The sequence below is a fragment of the Nonomuraea turkmeniaca genome (genome assembly GCF_005889735.1).
Classification (GTDB): Bacteria; Actinomycetota; Actinomycetes; order Streptosporangiales; family Streptosporangiaceae; genus Nonomuraea; species Nonomuraea turkmeniaca.
On sequence record NZ_VCKY01000082.1, the window covers coordinates 23,275 to 40,803 of the forward strand.

Here is a 17,529-nt window from a genome sequence, read left to right on the forward strand (position 1 = left end):
TTCAGCGTTCGACCTCGGACATGTTCGGGTAGCGCGTGCCACGGACGGCGTCCGGGGGCACGGCTGCCGCCAGGGCGTCGAGTTGCTCGGGCGTCAGCGTGATGGCGGCCGCCGCCGCGTTCTCCTCCAGGTACTTCAGCCGCTTGGTGCCCGGGATCGGCACGATGTCCTCGCCCTGGGCGAGCAGCCACGCCAGCGACAGTTGCGCGGCGGTGATGCCGGCCGCCTCGGCGATCCTGGTCACCTCAGCCACCAGCTTGGCGTTGTGCTCGGCGTTCTCGCCCACATTGCGTGGCATGTGGCGGCGGAAGTCGTCCGCCGGCAACTCCTCCGAACGCGGCAAGGTGCCGGTCAGCAGGCCGCGGCTGATCGGCGAGTACGCGACCAGCGCCGTGCCCACCTCCCTGGCCGCGGGCAGGATCTCCGCCTCCAGCCCCCTGGTGAACAGCGAGTATTCGCTCTGCAACGCGGCGATCGGATGCACGGAGACCGCCTCGCGCAACGTCTCGGCGCTCACTTCCGACAGGCCCAGGTAGCGCACCTTGCCCTGCTTGACCAGCTCGGCCATGGCGCCGACCGAGTCCTCGACCGGCACGTCCGGGTCGCGCCGATGCATGTAGTACAGGTCGATGTGGTCCACGCCCAACCGCCGCAGCGAGGCGTCGCAGGCCGCTCTGATGTACTCCGGGCTGTTCTCGATCGAACGGCTGGAACCCTCGCGCTTGACGCCGAACTTGGTGGCCAGCACCACCTCGTCCCGGCGGCCCTTGATCGCACGGCCGACCAGCTCCTCGTTGGCTCCCTTGCCGTACATGTCGGCCGTGTCCAGGAAATCGAGGCCCAAGTCCAGCGCGCGGTGGATGACGGCGATCGACTCGGCCTCGTCGGCCTGTCCATAGAACTCCGACATGCCCATGCAGCCGAGGCCGAGCGCGGAGACCTGGGGACCGCCGGTTCCAAGCGTTCGCTTGTTCATGCCAGCTCCCTGTAGGAATCGATCTTGTAGTCCAGCACCTTCAGGTCCTGGGTGAGCTCGGCGATCCTGGCCCTGACACGCTCGCGGTGCAGCTCCAGCATCTCTCTGCGCTCGTCGGACGTGTGCTCCCCCATGCGGCGCAGCTGCGCGTAGCGGCACATGTCGGCGATCGGCATGCCGGTGCTGCGCAGCCTGGTGAGGAACTCCAGCCACCGGAGGTCCTGCTCGGCGTAGTCGCGGTGCCCGCTGCCGTTGCGCCCGACCGAGTGGATGAGCCCTATTCGCTCGTAGTACCGCAGCGTGTGAGCGCTCAGGCCCGACCGCTGCGCGGCCTCCTGGATCGTCATGTCTCCAGGGTCGCCCTTAGAGTGCGCTCTAAGTCAAATCGGGGGGATCCCTGTATCGACCCTGAGGGGGTACGCCCTACTCAGGGTCACTTCCGCACAGGTCAGCAAGGGTTGCCCAGGGGCGCCCCGACCTAAGGATTAGGGGGTGCTTCAGGGCCGCTTCGGGCCGATCTCCGATATTCGGGAAGGCCGTGTTCCACGAGCTTTGAGGCATGAAGGGATTGCTTGTCAGTGGATTCACGGCCATCGGCGTCGGGACCGGCGCCATGCTGACCCTCCACGCCGAGGCCGGCCTCGACCCGTTGCACAGCGTCATCAGCGAGTACGCCTTCCAGGAGTCCGGCTGGCTCCTCCCCGCCTCGCTGACATTGTTCGCCGTGGGCTCCGCGTTGATCGCGGAGGCGATGCGCCGGACAGGCGTGAACCGCTGGATCGTGGGGCTGCTGCTGGCCTGGGGCGCGAGCATGTTCCTGATCGGCGCCTTCCCCACCGACCGGCCCGGCCTGCCGCTGTCCCTGTCGGGAGGCATCCACCGCTACGCCGCCTTCGCCGCCTTCCTGGTGATGCCCGCGGCCGGGCTGCTGCTGGTCAAGGCCAGGATCCGGTACGCCAAGGCGATGAAGATCCTGTGCGGGCTGGCGCTCGGCGCGCTGGTGCTGGTCGTGATCCCGTACGTGGTGCGCATGTTCGGCATCCCGCTCACCAACGACGACATCCCTGCCGGGCTGACCCAGCGGGCCGTGGTCGTGACCGAGCTCGGCGTGCTGGCAGTGGCCGGGCTGTCGATGCTGCGGCACTCGCTCGTGGGCCGGCCGGTCGTCCGCCAGGCGTGAAAACCGCCCTAGGGGAAGGGGGCTGACATGACGATTCTGATCGCGTACGACGGATCCGACGACGCCAAGGCGGCGATCGCCTTCGCGGGCCGAATCTTGAAAGGGGAGTCCGCTGTCGTGCTGACGGTGTGGGAGCGGCTCGCGATGACCTCGGCCAGGGCGTCGGCCGGGCTCATGATGACCATCGACGGCGACATGGCCGGGGACGAGGCGATCGGCGAGGCGATGCGGAAGCTGGCGCGGCACGGCGCCGACCTGGCCCGGGAGGCCGGGCTGGACGCCGTTCCGCGGTGTGAGGCGGACTCGGTGGCGGTGTGGGCGACGATCGTGGACGTGGCGGACGAGATCGACGCCACGCTCATCGTGACGGGAACCCGGGGGCTGGGCGGGGTGCGCTCGATGCTGCTCGGCAGCACGTCCGACCGGGTCCTGCATCACACGCACCGGCCGGTCCTGGTGGTGCCCTCCCCGCAGACCGACCGCTGACCGGCCCGCCGCTGAGGTTCGTTCCGGCTTTTGTTCCGGTGTGTTCGGCCCGCTGTAACCCTTCTCCCGCTTCGCGTTGTCGGTGGGATGCGGCAGAGTGGGGCTCGATCGGCGGAGGAGGCGGGGGCGTTGCCCGAGGAGCTGGCGCGGCGGCTGGGCACCACGGACGCGGTGGTCGTGGGGCTGAGCGCGATGATCGGCGCGGGCGTGTTCGCCGCGCTCGCGCCCGCCGCGGAGGCCGCCGGCTACTGGCTGCTGGCCTCACTCGCGGTCGCCGCCGTCGTGGCCTACTGCAACGCCACGTCCTCCGCTCGCCTGGCCGCCCGCTATCCCGAGTCGGGCGGCACATACGTCTACGGCCGGCGGCGGCTCGGGCCGCTGTGGGGCTACCTGGCGGGCTGGGGTTTCACCGTCGGCAAGACCGCCTCCTGCGCGGCGATGGCCCTCACCTTCGGCGCCTACGTCGCCCCCGGCCTGGCCAGGCCCCTCGCGATCGCCGCCGTCGTGGCGCTGACGGTGCTCAACCTCTACGGTGTGCGGCGCTCGGCCTGGGTGGCCAAGATGATCGTGGCCTTCGTGCTGGCCGTGCTGGCCGCGGTGATCGTCGTGGGCTTCACCGGGGACTCGACGGTCACCTTCGGCTGGTTCGCCCACACGCCGCCGGCCGAGCCCTTTCTCACCACGTCGCTTGCCATCGGCACGGCGCCCGCCGGTGTCGACGCGTGGGGCGTGCTGCAGGCGGCCGGGCTGCTGTTCTTCGCGTTCGCCGGATACGCCAGGATCGCCACGCTCGGCGAGGAGGTCCGCGACCCGGCCCGCACCATCCCCAGGGCGGTGAGCATCGCGCTGGGCATCACGCTCGTCGTCTACGCACTGGTCGCGATGGGGGCGCTCCGCGTGCTCCAGCCCGAGCTGCTGGCCCGATCCGCGGCGCCGCTGATCGACCTCGTCAACGAAGGCGGGGCCGGATGGCTGGCGCCGGTCGTGGGGGCGGGCGCCGCGGTGGCCGCGCTCGGCGCGCTGCTGGCGCTGTTGCTCGGCGTCTCCCGTACGGTGCTGGCCATGGCACGCGAGCGGGACCTGCCCGGCGTGCTGGCCGCCGTGGACCCGGTGCGGCAGACGCCGCGGCGGGCCGAGGCGGCGGTCGGGGTCGCGGTCATCGTGCTGCTGCTTGTGGCCGACCTGCGGGGCGCGATCGGGTTCTCGTCGTTCGGTGTGCTCGTCTACTACGCCATCGCCAACGCGTGCGCGTTCACGCTGACCCGGGAGGAGGGCGCGCCGCCGAAGGTGGTGCCCGTCCTGGGGCTGGGGTTGTGCTTGGTGCTGGCGGCCACGTTGCCGGCGGCGTCCGTGCTGGCGGGCCTGGCGGTGTTCGCGGTGGGTCTGGTGATCTGGCTGGCCCGCCACCGCTCCCGCTGAAACACCGCTCCCGCTGAAACACCGCCTGCTCCGCCTGCTCCGCCCGCCGCGGCGCCCGCTCCCCCTGGGGCGGGGTCGCGGACGGTCGGGGGCGGCACCCGAGGTCGTCTTATCGGGTGGCCGGTGCGGCGGCGTAGTGGCTAGCATGGCGGGCATGACGATCTCGCTGGTGATGATGGCCCCCTAGGGGCTTTCATCGGCGACGTCTTGTTGAGGCCCTGCGATCCGGGGCCTCACGTCGTTTCCGGGGCCCTTGGGGAGGCACCCGATGTACATCACGACGACCATTCCCTACGTCAACGCCCGCCCGCACCTCGGGCACGCCCTGGAGCTCGTTCAGGCCGACGCGCTGGCCAGGCACCACCGGCGGCGCGGCGAACCCGTGCGTTTCCAGACCGGCACCGACGACAACTCGCTGAAGAACGTGCTGGCCGCGGAGGCGGAGGGCGTGCCGGTGCGGGAGCTGGTGGACAGGAACGCGGCCGCGTTCGAAGGGCTGCGCGGCCCACTGGATCTGTCTTTCGACTCATTTATTCGGACAAGTAGTCACCCAGGGCACCGTGCGGGGGTTGAGCGCATCTGGCGGGCGGTCGAGCACGATCTCTACCAACGGCACTACGAAGGGCTCTACTGCGTGGGCTGCGAGCAGTTCTACGCAGCGGGCCCCTGCCCCGAGGGGCACCAGGAGCCGCTGCAACGGGTGTCGGAGGAGAACTGGTTCTTCCGGCTCTCCCGCTACCAGGACGTCCTCAGCGAGCTGATCCGCGACGGGGGGCTCAGGATCGAGCCGGCCGCGCGGCGCAACGAGGTGCTGGCGTTCGTGGAGGCAGGGCTGGCGGACATCAGCGTCTCGCGGTCGGCCGCCCGCGCCCGCGGCTGGGGCATCCCCGTCCCGGGCGACCCCGCACAGGTGGTCTACGTGTGGTGGGACGCGCTGGCCAACTACATCACCGCGCTCGACGGCGGCGACTACGAGCGCTGGTGGGTCGCCGAGCCGCGCAAGGTGCACCTGATGGGCAAGGGCGTGATCAGGTTTCACGCCGTGTACTGGCCCGCGATGTTGTTGTCCGCCGGGCTACCGCTACCCACGGAGATCTTCGTGCACGACTACCTCACGGTGGCCGGGCAGAAGATCAGCAAATCGTCGGGCGGCGCGGTCGATCCCGTGGCGCTCGTGGACTCGTACGGTGTGGACGCCGTGCGGTGGTGGCTGCTACGCGAGGTGCCGCGCGTGGGCGACGCCGACTTCACCGAGGAACGCCTGATCGCCAGGGCCGACGAGGACCTGGCCAACGGGCTGGGGAACCTGGTCAACCGGGTCGTCACCATGGTCTGCCGCTTCCTGGACGGCCACGTGCCCGGCCCCGCGGAGGACCTGGCCGGCGTGCCGGGCGCGGTGCACGACGCTCTGGAGGAGTACGACTTCCGCAGGGCGGCGGCGGCCGTGTGGACGATCGTCGAGGAGGCCAACCGGTACGTCGAGCGCACCCGGCCGTGGCAGCAGGACCGGGCGGGGCAGGAGGCGTCGCTGGGCACGCTCGTGCACGCGTGCCGGACGCTGGCCGTACAACTGGAGCCTTTCCTGCCCACGGCGGCGGCGCGGGTGGACGCGGCGGTGCGCGGCACCCGCCTGGCCCGGCCCAAGCCTCTTTATCCCAGAGTGGCTGGTTGACGGCGGTCGTGCGGCGGGCCTACGTTGGCGCACACCGACCAGCCGGTATGGAGGCCCACCATGCCCACCGTCAACACCGTCCGCGGCCCGGTAGACGTCGACGACCTCGGCCAGACCCTGATGCATGAGCACATCTTCTTCATGGCCACCGAGCACCTGGACAACTACGGCAGGGGCGCTTGGTGGGACGAGGAGTTCCGGGTCGCGGACGCCGTCGCCAAGCTCAACGCGGTGGCCGCGAAGGGCGTGCGGACGCTCGTCGACCCGACGGTGTGGGGCCTCGGCAGGTACATCCCGCGCATCCAGCGCATCGCCGAGCAGGTGCCCGGCCTGAACATCATCGTCGCGACCGGCATCTACGCCTTCGAGGAGCTGCCGCACCAGTACGAGCACCGCGGCCCCGGCCTGCTCATGGACATACCGGAGCCCATGATCGACGACTTCGTCCGCGACCTCACCGACGGCATCGCCGACACGGGCGTGCGGGCGGCGTTCCTCAAGTGCGTGGTCGAGCAGAAGGGCCTCACGCCCGGCGTCGAGCGCATCTGCCGGGCGGTCGCGCAGACACATGTGCGCACGGGTGCGCCGATAACCGTCCACACGAACTCCTTCACACAGAGCGGGCTGATCGCGCTGGACCTGTTCGCCAAGGAAGGGGTGGACCTGACGAAGGTGGTCGTCGGGCACGCCGGCGACAGCAACGACCTCGACTACCTCATGCGGCTGGCCGACACCGGCGCGACGCTCGGGATGGACCGGTTCGGCCTGGACGTCTTCAACCCGACCGCGCAGCGCGTGGCCACGATCGCGGCGTTGTGCGATCGCGGATACGCCGACCGCATGGTGCTCAGCCACGACGCCGCCTGCTTCGCGGACTACTTCGGCGGCGCCTGGGACGAGGCCCGCGGCACGCTCGCGCCCAACTGGCGCTACGATCACATTCACGATGACGTCTTGGCCGCACTGCTGGACTCGGGTGTGACCGATGACCAGATTGAGCAGATGCTGGTGTTCAACCCGAAGCGCTACTTCTCGTAAAGTGGTCGACAAGCGGTCTCGATCGGGCGAGCAACGCAGGTAGGTGGAGTTGGGTGACTTCGGAGCAGGCCTTGTCGATCAGCCTCGGACTCCAGGGACCCTGCGTCATCGCGCGACTGACGGGGGATTTCGACTTCGGCTCCGCCGCGGAGGTCCGCGACCGCGTCACCAAGGCCCTTGACCTGACCCAGCCCCCGCTCCTCGTCATCGACATGCAGGCCGTCAGCGTGTGCGATTCCTCCGGGCTGTCTGTGCTGGTCTACCTGCACAAGGCGGTCACCGCCTCCGGCGGCCGGCTGCTGCTGTCAGGGCTCAACGGCCGGTGTAAGCACCTGTTCGCGATCACCGCGCTGGACAAGTTCTTCGACATCCGCAGCACAGCCGAGCTGGCCATCGCCGAACTCAACGACGAAGGGAATTCGCCGCCGTTTACCGGGTAGTGCCCGGGCATGTCGGCCGAAGATCCCGATCTGCTCGGCATGTATCTGGAGCAGATCGGAAAGACCCCCTTGCTCTCCGCCGCGGACGAAGTCGACCTCGCCCGGCGGATCGAGGCAGGCCTGTACGCGAGCCATCTGATCGAGCGCGGCGCGAGCACGCCAGAGCTCGCAGCCGTCGCACGCGACGGGCAACGCGCCAAGGACCTGCTGATCAGGTCCAACCTCCGACTGGTGGTGGCCACCGCCAGGCGCTACGCCTTCCGGGGGCTGCCGATCCTCGACGTCATCCAGGAGGGCAATCTCGGACTGATCAGAGCTGTGGAGAAGTTCGACTACCGGCGGGGTTACAAGTTTTCCACATACGGGATGTGGTGGATCCGCCAGGCCATCGAGCGCGGCATCCACGACAAGTGCCGTACCGTCCGGCTGCCGTCCCATGTGGCGGAGGAGCTGTCGCGGCTCATCAGGGCCGAGCGGCAGCTGGCCGCCGAGTTGGGCAGGGATCCGACCGACGTCGAGCTCGCGGAGGCGGCCGACCGCTCGCCGGACCAGGTCGCCGCGTTACGCGTGCTCGGGCAGGACATAGTCAGCCTGGACATCCCGATCGGCGAGCACGGGGAGGGCAGGATCGGCGACATGATCGCCGACGAGGACGGGCTGCAGGTTCAGGAGTCGGCCGAGCGGCGCGCGCTGAGCGACGAGCTCCACCAGGTGGTCACCATGCTCCCGCCGCGCGAGGCGATCGTCATCAGGCTCAGGTACGGACTCAGCGGTCAGCAGGTCCAGACGTACACCGAGATCGGTGAGCAACTGGGTCTGACCAGGGAACGGATCCGCCAGTTGGAGAAACAGGCGCTGAAACGGCTCAGGCAGGGAGGGCCGCTGCTGGCGTGGGCCTCATAGCCTCATAAGGTCGACATAAGCGGATAACCGTTTCGTATCGGATCACTCGTCCCAAATGTGGATCAGTCCGCTTCCCTGATAGTAGTCGGACAGGTACGAGTCGCTGCCAACAAAGCGACCGTCTCTGCATAGGGGGCAGAATGATCAAGAAACTTGCCGGCACGGTCTTAGTGGCTGCTGCCGCGACCGCGCTCATAGCGGCGCCCGCCAACGCGTCCTCCGCCACGGCCACCTCCGTGGCGAGTGTGACGACGGAATCGGAGGCCACCCTCACGGCCGCAGCACAACTGATCCGTACGAGGGTGTCCTTCGGCCGGTGCCGCGACACCTGCAGGATCAACGTCCGGGTCAAGAACATCTCCCGCAAATACCTCTACAACGTCCGCATGAACGCGCGGCTCAGCATCAACGGCAGAAGCGTCGGAACGTGCACCGACTACGTCGGCACGGTCAGGTCCTACGGGGTGCGCTACGCGGCGTGCACCGTGCGCACCAACTCGCTGAGCAACGCCTACAACGACTACCTGGACGGTTTCACCGGCTTCAGGTACTACGCCAGGACGAACGTGTCCTACAGGTACTACCGCTGAGTGAGTGGCCAGGGGCCGCCGACCCACGGCCCGGCCCCTGGCTCACGCGGTGACGAGGAGTGCTACCCCGATCAGCACGGCGACCGGGACGAGCCACATAACGGCCTCGACAGCGAACTCCTTGTACATCGCGCAAATCTCCTCTGAAACGCCCTTTCCGGGCACCGCCGAACGTCAATGGGCAGCATAGCGGCCGTCAGACGGTGATCGCGCCGTCCGAGGCGGAGCCGACCGTCATGACGTACTTGGCCAGCACCCCCCGCTCCACCGGCCGTTCGGGCCGCCGCCACGCGGCCCGGCGCTCGGCCAGCTCGGCCTCGGGCACCAGCAGGTCGATCGTCCCGGCCGCGCTGTCGACGACCACCGTGTCCCCGTCCCGCACCAGCGCGATCGGCCCGCCGTGGTACGCCTCCGGCGTCACGTGCCCGATCACCAGGCCATGCGAGACACCGCTGAACCGCCCGTCGGTGACCAGCGCCACGGACGAGCCGAGACCGCGGCCGACGAGCGGGCCCGTGATCGAGAGCATCTCGCGCATGCCGGGGCCCCCCGCCGGGCCCTCGTACCGGACGACGATCACGTCGCCGGCCACGATCCGGCCTTCCTGGATGGCGTCGTAACAGGCGTCCTCCGAGTCGAACACCCTGGCCGGGCCCTCGTGCCGGAAGTCGCTCTTGCCGCCCAGCTTGAGCACGCAGCCGTCGGGCGCCAGCGTGCCGCGCAGGATGGCCAGCGCGCCGCGCCGCTTGAACGGCCGCTCCACGCTCGCCACGACCTCCTGACCCGGCGTCTCATGGGCGGCCCCGGCGACGTCGACGAGCCTGCGGCCGTCCACCAGCGTGACGTTCTCGCGCAGCAGCCCGGCCGCCAGCAACCTGCGCGCCACCAGCGAGGTGCCGCCGGCCCGCCACAGGTCGAGTGCCGTGTGGTCGCCGCCGCTCGGCTTGAGGCCCGTGATGATCGGGATCTCGCGGCAGACCTCGCCGATCCTGTCGATCTCCAGGGGCAGCCCGGCCTCGCGCGCGATGGCCAGCAGATGCAGCACGGCGTTCGTCGATCCGCCCATGGCCGCCACCGACACGATCGCGTTGTGCAGGGCGTCCTCGGTGAGCACACGGGACGGTCGGGCGTCGCGGGCCAGCGCGTCCATGGCGATCTCGCCGACCTGGAACGCCGCGGCGTTCTTCTCCGGGGCCACCGCCGGGATGTCGCCCACGCCGAACGGCGCCAGGCCGAGGAAGTCGGCGACGCTGCCCATCGTGTTGGCGGTGTACTGGGCGGCGCAGGTGCCGGCGCCCGGGCAGGCGTGCTTGGCCAGGTCGTCCAGCTCGGACTGGTCCATGCGGCCGACGGCGCGTTCGCCCAGCGCTTCCCACATGTCCTGGATCGTCACGTCCCGCCCGCGCCATCGGCCCGGCATCATGCTGCCGCTGTAGAGGATCACGGACGGCACGTCCAGTCGGGCCAGTGCCATGATCGCCGCGGGCACGGTCTTGTCGCAGCCGACGATCGCCACCAGCGCGTCGAAGCCGTGCGCGCGGCCCATCAGCTCGATCGAGTCGGCGATGACCTCGCGGCTGACCAGCGACGTCCGCATGCCTGGCGTGTGCATGGTGAGGTTGTCGGAGACCGCGATGGTGTTGAACTCCATCGGCATGCCGCCCGCCGCGCGCACCCCCTCGGCCACGTGGGCGGCCAGCTCGCGGTGGGTGAGGTTGCAGGGCATGGTGCCGGTCCAGGTGGAGGCGATGCCCACCACGGGGCGGCGCATCTCCTCCTCCGACATGCCCATGGCGTACAGGTGGGAGCGGGCGGGTGCGCGGTCGGGGTCGTTTGCGATGGTCTTTCTGGTCGTCACACCCCCATGATCCCTCACTCCTCCCGGAGGCCCCACGGTGAGTCGTACTCGACGAGCAGGTCCAGGAACGGGCGCGGCTCGAACGCCTCGGGGCCCAGCACGCCCGCGCCCTTCCAGACCCCGCTCGCCAGCAGCTCCAGTGCGACCACCGGATTGACGGCGGTCTGCCAGACGACGGCCTGGGAGCCGTACTCGCGCATCGACCACTGGTTGTCCACCACGTGGTACAGGTACACCTCGCGCGGCCGGCCGTCCTTGACGCCCTTCACCCAGGTGCCGGCGCAGGTCTTGCCGTGCATGCGGTCGCCGAGCCCGGCCGGGTCGGGCAGTACGGCCGCCACCATGTCGCGTGGCGCCACCCGGGCCGTGCCTTGATCGGTCCTGACCGGGATCGGCTCGGTGCTGTCCACGCCCAGCGCGTGCAGGGTCTTGAGGGTGCCGATGAACTCCTCGCCAAGGCCGTACTTGAAGGTGACCCTGCGCGCCGGGATCCACCTGGGGACGAGGAGCACCTCCTCGTGCTCGACGTTCACGCACTCGACCGGGCCGATGCCTTCGGGGAAGTCGAAGACCTCCGGCTCGCTGAACGGCTGCGTCGTGTACCAGCCGCGGTCCCTCTCATAGATGACCGGCGGGTTCAGGCACTCCTCGATCGTGGTCCAGATGGAGAACGAGGGGGCGAACTCGTAGCCGTCGACGGTGAGGTTGGCGCCGTCCCTGATGCCGATCTCCTCGATCTCGTCGAAGAGCTCGTCGGCGGCGTACCTGGCGAACACGTCGGCGAGCCCGGGCTCCACGCCCATGCCGACCAGCGCCAGCCTGCCGGAGGCGGCCCAGTCCGCGTCGCGGGCGAACTGCTCGTCGCCCAGCTTGACCCCGACCTCCTCGTACGGGCGCTCTGGGTGCGGCTTCGACATCGACATGGCCATGTCGAGGTAGTCGACGCCGGCGGCCAGCGCCGCCTCGAACAGCGGCAACACGAAACGCGGGTCGGTGGCGTTGAGGAGCACGTCGCACTCGTGCTCGGTGAGCAGCGCGGTGACGGCGGCGGAATCGGCGGCGTCGATCCTGGCGGCGGTGAACCTGGTCGCGTGCTGGCCCAGCACGGCGACGGCCGCCTTGGCGCGGGGGAGGTCGTAGTCGGCGACGACCATGTGATCGAAGAACGGGCGGCGGGCGGCGATCCGCGTGATGGCGGTTCCCACCCCGCCGGCTCCAACGAGAAGGATGCGCATGACCAAAAATCCCCTTTTATCCGCTTTTGGGGGGTGTGTCCTTTCATCCAACTCGACTATGCTCATCAACGTCAATGGCGTTGGCATAAGGAGACCGGTCATGCCGAAGCGGGTGGTCCCCGAGACGGACCGGCGGCGCCGCCGTCCCACCAAACAAGGCCAGGTCCTCACCCACCAGCTCATCGTGGAGACGGCGCTTCGCATGCTGCGCGAACACGGCGCGGACGGCCTGACCGCCCGCCGCCTCGGACTCGCGCTGGGCGCCGACGCCAGCACCGTCTACCGCTACTTCCGCGGCATGGACGACCTGATCCTGGCCATCGCCGACGAGCTCTTCGCGCACGCCATGGCCGGCTGGCGATCCACCGGCGACTGGCGCTCCGACCTGCGCGAGCTCGGGCTGCGCATCCACCACGCCTACCTGGCCCACCCGCAGGCCGCCGTCCTGACGGCCAGCCGGGTCACCGGCCGCCCGAACGAGGTGGCGGCCGACGAGACGATCCTCGGCGTCCTGCGCGGCGCTGGCTTCCCCGACGCCGACGCGGTCCGCATCTACCACGCCTTCATCGACCAGAGCCTGGCCTTCTCCATCCTGGACGCCGCGACCCTGGCCCTGCCGGTGGCGGCGCGGGAGGCCGACGAGGAGGTATGGCAGGACACGTACGCCCGGCTGCCCGCCGCCACCCACCCCAACATCGCCGCCACGGCGGCGCTGCTGGTGGCCCGCATGAACGACAGCGCGTACCCGACGGCACTCGACATGCTTTTGTCGAGCGCGTCGGCCCAGCTTCGCGGATAGTGGTCACGGCTGCCCGGGCCCGCGTCGCCGTGCGGCCATGACGGTGCCAGGCACCGTACGTCAGAGGCGGTTCTGGGCGATGCGTTTGGCGATGCCGGCCAGGGAGTCGTCCGCCATGAGGTCGGGCAGGCGGGGCGCGTCGTCGTCGATCTGGCGCAGCACCGCGGGCTGATCGCCCGAGAACCGGCTCCAGGCGCGCACCACCTCGGGCATGGCCGCGATGGCCTCGTCCGACATGATCGCCTCCCGGGGCAGCCACGAGGTGAGGAACTGCGACACCCGGGCCGGACTCCACCACAGCGGGCGGTCCCCGACGAACTCGACGAGCTTCTCGAACGCCTCCCGCGCCCCCGGCAGGTCCGGCAGGCCGTCGAAGCGGGACGCGGTGTCATCGCCCGCCCCGCGGACGAGGCCGGGCACGGTGCGGGCTCTGGCGATCGCCAACGGGCGAACCTCGGCCAGCGTGTCGGCGACCGCGGCACCCATGATGTGGTCGCCGAGCTCGAACGCGTCGAGGATCCGGCCCGCGATCACCTCGGGAGCGGCCGCGTCCAGGCTCAGGTCGTCGAGGAACTTCACCTCCTCGACCAGCGCGTCGACCGCCAGACCGCCGTTCGGTTGATCGATCCCCACGACCAGGATGTGGGGCTCCTTGCCGTTCTCGTAGCTAAAGGACACGACCGCCAGAGTCTGCTCACCGTACGGGTCGGCCTTGCCGTACCAGGCGCCCTCGCCCGTCACCCGTCCCATCCGGCGCACCCACTCGGGCAGCGTGGCGATCAACCCTTCCGCGGCGCGCGTGTAAGCCTCCGAAGTGCCGGGTTCGACCGCAGCCAGCGCCACGAGCGTGAGCCGCGACTCCGCGCTGCCGTCCTCGTCCAGCTCCCGCAGGAACGCGGCCACCTGGTCCGGCTCCAGTCTCGCCATGAGCCGCGCAGCCCAAAGCTCCGTGCGCAGCGGAGAACGCCATCTGAGGAGGTCGCGGGCCTGGGTGACCGCCGTGGTAAAGGCTGATGTGCTCACCATCCGACCGTATCTCTGATGCGTGGTCCGAGGGCGCTCGCCTTTCCGGATGTGGCTCCTGCACCCTGCGCTCATATTTTCGAAAAGAGCACATTCGGACAGTCATGGGCTGGTAACTTTCCGCGCATGCCCTCTTCTCGGCACGAGGCACTCCATCGCATCTTCCGCGACAATCCGGGGCTGTACTCGCGTGCTTTCAAGATGCTCAACATCGACTTCCCGACCTCGTGTGAGATCGCTGTGGTCGACACCGACATGACGGAGATAGAGCCGATCGAGCGGCGCGCCGACACGGTGATGATGTTCCGGACCCCGTGGGGCACCAAACACGTGGTCATCAGCGAGTCACAAGGACAGCCGGACGACAGGAAGACGTCCGCCTGGGCCTACTACCTCAGCTACGCGCACATCAAGTTCGGCTGTCCGGTGATCCTCCTGGTGATCTGCCAGGACGTGGCCACGGCCAAGTGGGCACGGGAACCGAAGCGCATCGGCTTGCCCGGCCACCCGTGCCTGATCGTCTACCCCATCGTCCTCGGCCCCGACAACGTCCCCGAGGTCACCGATCCGGCTGAGGCATGCAAGGACACAGTGCTCAGCATGTTCTCGGCGCTCACGCACGCGCATTGCGGATCCTGACGTGCACGGACGCCGCCCTCCTCCTTGAGACCTGGCTCGTCAGGTCGCTCACGGTCACCACCGCGGAGGAGCTCTTCGACTGATCTCGGCTCGGATACGGCGAAGGCAGACCGCGACGCCAGGCGGCCGAACCGCCGACGCTCCGACCGGAGATCGTACAGCGCACATCCCGATGACAGCCGGGATCCGGGTCCGATCGCTTGAACCCTACTGGTGGGCGCTGGAAGGGTGCCTGGGCGGTTGTCGCTCAGGCACCCTCTAGCTGAAGCTCAGCGCCCCTTGTCGTCGGTGAGACCGGCCTTGCGGAGGGCTTCGGCCATGGCGCCCGTCGGGGCCTGGCGGTCCTGGCGGCGCTGACCGCCGCGCTGGCCGTCGCCGCGTCCCCGCTGGCCGTCACCGCGCCCGCGCTGGCCGCCGTCGCCGTTGCCGCGCTGGCCTGCCTCGCCCCGGCCGTCTCCGCGCGTGCCCTGGCCGCGGCCGCCCTGACCTCGACCACGCTGGGTCCCGTCACCGCGACCGCCGCCGCCGCGAGCACCGTCGCCTGGAGCGCCGCCGCCGTCACCGCGAGCGCCCTCACGACCGCCGCCACCCTGGCGGCCGGCTGACCGGCGGGGGCCGTCGCCCGGGCCCTGGGCGGTGGTCTCGTCCTCCAGGCGCAGGGTCAGGGAGATGCGCTTGCGGGGGATGTCCACGTCCAGCACCTTCACGCGGACGATGTCGCCCGGCTTGACCACGTCACGCGGATCCTTGACGTACGTCCGGGACATGGCCGACACATGGACCAGACCGTCCTGGTGCACGCCGACGTCCACGAACGCGCCGAACGCGGCCACGTTGGTGACCACGCCCTCCAGGATCATCCCGGACGTCAGGTCGGAGATCTTCTCGATCCCCTCCTTGAACGTGGCGGTCTTGAAGGCGGGACGCGGGTCGCGGCCCGGCTTTTCCAGCTCGCGCAGGATGTCCGTGACCGTCGGCAGGCCGAATGTCTCGTCGGTGAAGTCCTGTGGCTTGATCGACCGCAGTGCCGTCGTGTTGCCGATCAACGACTTGAGGTCGGTCTGGGCCGAGGTGAGGATGCGGCGGACCACTGGGTACGCCTCCGGGTGCACGCTGGAGACGTCGAGCGGATCATCGCCGCCCCGGATGCGGAGGAAGCCCGCGCACTGCTCGAACGCCTTGGGCCCGAGCCGCGGCACCTCCTTCAGCGCCGACCGCGTACGGAACGGGCCGTTGGCGTCGCGGTGGCGCACGATGCTCTCGGCCAGCGTGGACCCGATGCCCGACACCCGCGTGAGCAGGGGCGCGGACGCGGTGTTGACGTCGACGCCGACGCCGTTGACGCAGTCCTCGACCACCGCGTCCAGCGACCGCGACAGCTTGGTCTCGGCGAGGTCGTGCTGGTATTGGCCGACGCCGATCGACTTGGGGTCGATCTTGACCAGCTCGGCCAGCGGATCCTGCAGCCGGCGCGCGATGGAGACCGCGCCGCGCAGCGACACATCGAGCTCGGGCAGCTCCTGCGACGCGTACGGCGACGCGGAGTAAACCGACGCCCCGGCCTCCGACACCACGATCTTCGTGATCGACGGCATGTGCTGGACCAGCTCCCCGGCCAGCTTGTCGGTCTCGCGCGAGGCCGTGCCGTTGCCGATGGCGATCAGCTCGACCCCGTGCCGCTGCGCCAGCGCGCCCAGCGTGGCGAGCGACTGGTCCCACTGCCGCTTGGGCTCGTGCGGGTAGATGGTCGCGGTGTCGACAACCTTGCCGGTGGCGTCGACCACGGCCACCTTCACCCCGGTACGTAGGCCGGGGTCGAGGCCCATGGTCGGGCGGCTGCCGGCTGGTGCGGCGAGCAACAGGTCACGCAGGTTGGCCGCGAACACCCGCACGGCCTCGTCCTCGGCCGCCTGCCACAGCCGCATCCGCAGGTCGATGCCCAGATGCACGAGGATGCGGGTGCGCCAGGCCCACCGCACGGTCTCGGTCAGCCACTTGTCGGCGGGACGGCCCTGGTCGGAGATGCCGAACCTGGAGGCGACGCGCAGCTCGTAGTCGGGACTCTCGTCCGGCTCCAGCGCGACGGACAGCACCTCCTCCTTCTCGCCGCGGAACATCGCCAGGATCCGGTGCGAAGGCAGCTTCGTGAACGGCTCGCCGAAGTCGAAGTAGTCGGAGAACTTGGCCCCCGCCTCCTCCTTGCCCTCGCGCACCTTCGACACCAGCCGCCCGCGACTCCACAGCTGCTCGCGCAGCTCTCCGATGAGGTCGGCGTCCTCGGCGAACCGCTCGATCAGGATCGCCCGGGCCCCCTCCAGCGCCGCGCCCGCGTCGGCGACGCCCTCGGTCACGAAGCCCTCGGCGACGGCCAGCGGGCTCAGCGCCGGGTCGGCGAGCAGCTGGTCGGCCAGCGGCTCCAGCCCCAGCTCGCGGGCGATCTGCGCCTTCGTGCGCCGCTTGGGCTTGTAAGGCAGGTAAATGTCCTCGAGCCTGGCCTTGGTCTCGGCCGCCATGATCTGCTCGCGCAACTGGTCGTCGAGCTTGCCCTGGGACTCGATCGACTCCAGGATCGCCGTGCGGCGCTCCTCCAGCTCGCGCAGGTAACGCAGCCGCTCCTCCAGCGTGCGCAGCTGCGCGTCGTCGAGAGTGCCGGTGGCCTCCTTGCGGTATCGCGCGATGAACGGCACGGTCGCGCCGCCGTCGAGCAACTCGACGGCCGCCTGCACCTGCCCGTCGCGTACGCCGAGCTCTGCCGCGATCCGCTGGTGTATAGAGAGCACTTGCCTGCCTTTCGATGGTCCCGCCGGTCAATTGTGCAGGACGATGCCGTCCTTCATGACCAGAGTGCGCGCAGGGTGAACGACCACCGCCTCCGCCGCGCTCGCGCACGGCACCACGACCAGGTCGGCGCGGTCGCCCGCGGCCAGCCCGTAGCCCTCCAGCCCCAGCACGCGGGCGCCGCCATAGGTAGCGGCCTCCAGCGCCAGCTCGATGTCCGCGTCCCTGCGGAACGTGCTGCGGTAGGCGACGTGCATCGCCCGCTCCAGCATGTCGCCGCTGCCGTAAGGGCCCCACAGGTCCCTGATGCCGTCGTGCCCGCAGGCCACGGTGACGCCCGCGGCCCGAACTCGCTTCACCGGCGGCACGGGGAAGCTGTAGACGGCGGCGGTCGCCAGCGCGACACCCGCCTCGGCGAAGCCCTGGATCAGCCGGTCCTGGTACGCCTCGTCGAGCTGGCCGAGCGCGTACGCGTGACTGACCGTCACCCTCC

17 protein-coding genes are annotated in these 17,529 nt (G+C 69.9%); 10 read left to right on the plus strand and 7 right to left on the minus strand.

Annotation, left to right across the window (positions count from 1 at the left end; genetic code table 11):
• Position 1: 1 nt before the first annotated feature.
• A complete protein-coding gene (locus tag ETD86_RS23810; RefSeq protein WP_138668374.1) occupies positions 2–976 on the minus strand; it encodes an aldo/keto reductase in 975 nt (324 codons plus the stop codon).
• Positions 973–1,323 (minus strand): MerR family transcriptional regulator, encoded by a 351-nt coding sequence (locus ETD86_RS23815; protein WP_138668375.1) that lies wholly within the window; start codon positions 1,321–1,323, stop codon positions 973–975. Before ETD86_RS23815 ends, ETD86_RS23810 begins: the two co-directional genes overlap by 4 nt.
• A 212-nt stretch (positions 1,324–1,535) precedes the next feature.
• On the opposite strand from ETD86_RS23815, the gene ETD86_RS23820 reads away from it, so the two are divergent.
• The 8 genes from ETD86_RS23820 (at position 1,536) to ETD86_RS23855 (ending at position 8,704) form a co-directional block, all read left to right on the plus strand.
• A complete protein-coding gene (locus tag ETD86_RS23820) occupies positions 1,536–2,156 on the plus strand; it encodes a DUF998 domain-containing protein (RefSeq protein ID WP_138668376.1) in 621 nt (206 codons plus the stop codon).
• Positions 2,157–2,183: 27 nt separating this feature from the next.
• Positions 2,184–2,642, plus strand: a complete 459-nt coding sequence (locus tag ETD86_RS23825) for a universal stress protein (protein ID WP_138668377.1) — start codon at positions 2,184–2,186, stop codon at positions 2,640–2,642.
• 87 nt (positions 2,643–2,729) lie between these two features.
• Entirely contained in the window at positions 2,730–4,061 is a 1,332-nt protein-coding gene (locus ETD86_RS23830) for an APC family permease (RefSeq protein ID WP_138668378.1), read from the plus strand.
• 268 nt (positions 4,062–4,329) lie between these two features.
• Positions 4,330–5,733, plus strand: a complete 1,404-nt coding sequence (gene metG / locus ETD86_RS23835) for a methionine--tRNA ligase (RefSeq protein ID WP_138668379.1) — start codon at positions 4,330–4,332, stop codon at positions 5,731–5,733.
• Between the two features lie 60 nt (positions 5,734–5,793).
• On the plus strand, positions 5,794–6,771 hold the full coding sequence (locus tag ETD86_RS23840) for a phosphotriesterase family protein (RefSeq protein WP_138668380.1): 978 nt from the start codon (positions 5,794–5,796) through the stop codon (positions 6,769–6,771).
• 53 nt (positions 6,772–6,824) lie between these two features.
• The gene (locus ETD86_RS23845; protein ID WP_138668381.1) at positions 6,825–7,211 is read left to right on the plus strand and encodes an STAS domain-containing protein; all 387 of its coding nucleotides are present in this window, start codon (positions 6,825–6,827) and stop codon (positions 7,209–7,211) included.
• Between the two features lie 9 nt (positions 7,212–7,220).
• Positions 7,221–8,114 carry a sigma-70 family RNA polymerase sigma factor gene (locus ETD86_RS23850; protein WP_138668382.1) on the plus strand — a complete coding sequence of 298 codons (894 nt, stop codon included), beginning with the start codon at positions 7,221–7,223 and terminating at the stop codon, positions 8,112–8,114.
• 140 nt (positions 8,115–8,254) lie between these two features.
• Positions 8,255–8,704: a hypothetical protein gene (locus ETD86_RS23855; protein WP_138668383.1), complete on the plus strand. Its 450-nt coding sequence runs from the start codon at positions 8,255–8,257 to the stop codon at positions 8,702–8,704.
• Between the two features lie 196 nt (positions 8,705–8,900).
• Here the strand turns inward: ETD86_RS23855 and ilvD are convergent, their stop codons facing one another.
• Complete coding sequence (ilvD, locus tag ETD86_RS23860) at positions 8,901–10,562, minus strand: dihydroxy-acid dehydratase (RefSeq protein WP_138668384.1); 1,662 nt, start codon at positions 10,560–10,562, stop codon at positions 8,901–8,903.
• Between the two features lie 14 nt (positions 10,563–10,576).
• Positions 10,577–11,797 (minus strand): saccharopine dehydrogenase family protein, encoded by a 1,221-nt coding sequence (locus tag ETD86_RS23865; RefSeq protein WP_138668385.1) that lies wholly within the window; start codon positions 11,795–11,797, stop codon positions 10,577–10,579.
• 100 nt (positions 11,798–11,897) lie between these two features.
• Here ETD86_RS23865 and ETD86_RS23870 point away from each other — a divergent pair, with 100 nt between their 5' ends.
• Positions 11,898–12,596, plus strand: coding sequence for a TetR/AcrR family transcriptional regulator (locus ETD86_RS23870; protein ID WP_138668386.1), 699 nt, complete (start codon positions 11,898–11,900; stop codon positions 12,594–12,596).
• 60 nt (positions 12,597–12,656) lie between these two features.
• Here ETD86_RS23870 and ETD86_RS23875 read toward each other — a convergent pair whose 3' ends face one another.
• On the minus strand, positions 12,657–13,523 hold the full coding sequence (locus tag ETD86_RS23875) for a hypothetical protein (RefSeq protein ID WP_138668387.1): 867 nt from the start codon (positions 13,521–13,523) through the stop codon (positions 12,657–12,659).
• A gap of 222 nt (positions 13,524–13,745) precedes the next feature.
• On the opposite strand from ETD86_RS23875, the gene ETD86_RS23880 reads away from it, so the two are divergent.
• Positions 13,746–14,258, plus strand: a complete 513-nt coding sequence (locus ETD86_RS23880; protein WP_138668388.1) for a hypothetical protein — start codon at positions 13,746–13,748, stop codon at positions 14,256–14,258.
• Positions 14,259–14,527: 269 nt separating this feature from the next.
• On the opposite strand, the gene ETD86_RS23885 is transcribed toward ETD86_RS23880, so the two are convergent.
• On the minus strand, positions 14,528–17,038 hold the full coding sequence (locus ETD86_RS23885) for a Tex family protein (RefSeq protein WP_138668389.1): 2,511 nt from the start codon (positions 17,036–17,038) through the stop codon (positions 14,528–14,530).
• 27 nt (positions 17,039–17,065) lie between these two features.
• The coding region (locus ETD86_RS23890; protein ID WP_138668390.1) for an amidohydrolase family protein at positions 17,066–17,529 on the minus strand (464 nt) is incomplete at its 5' end.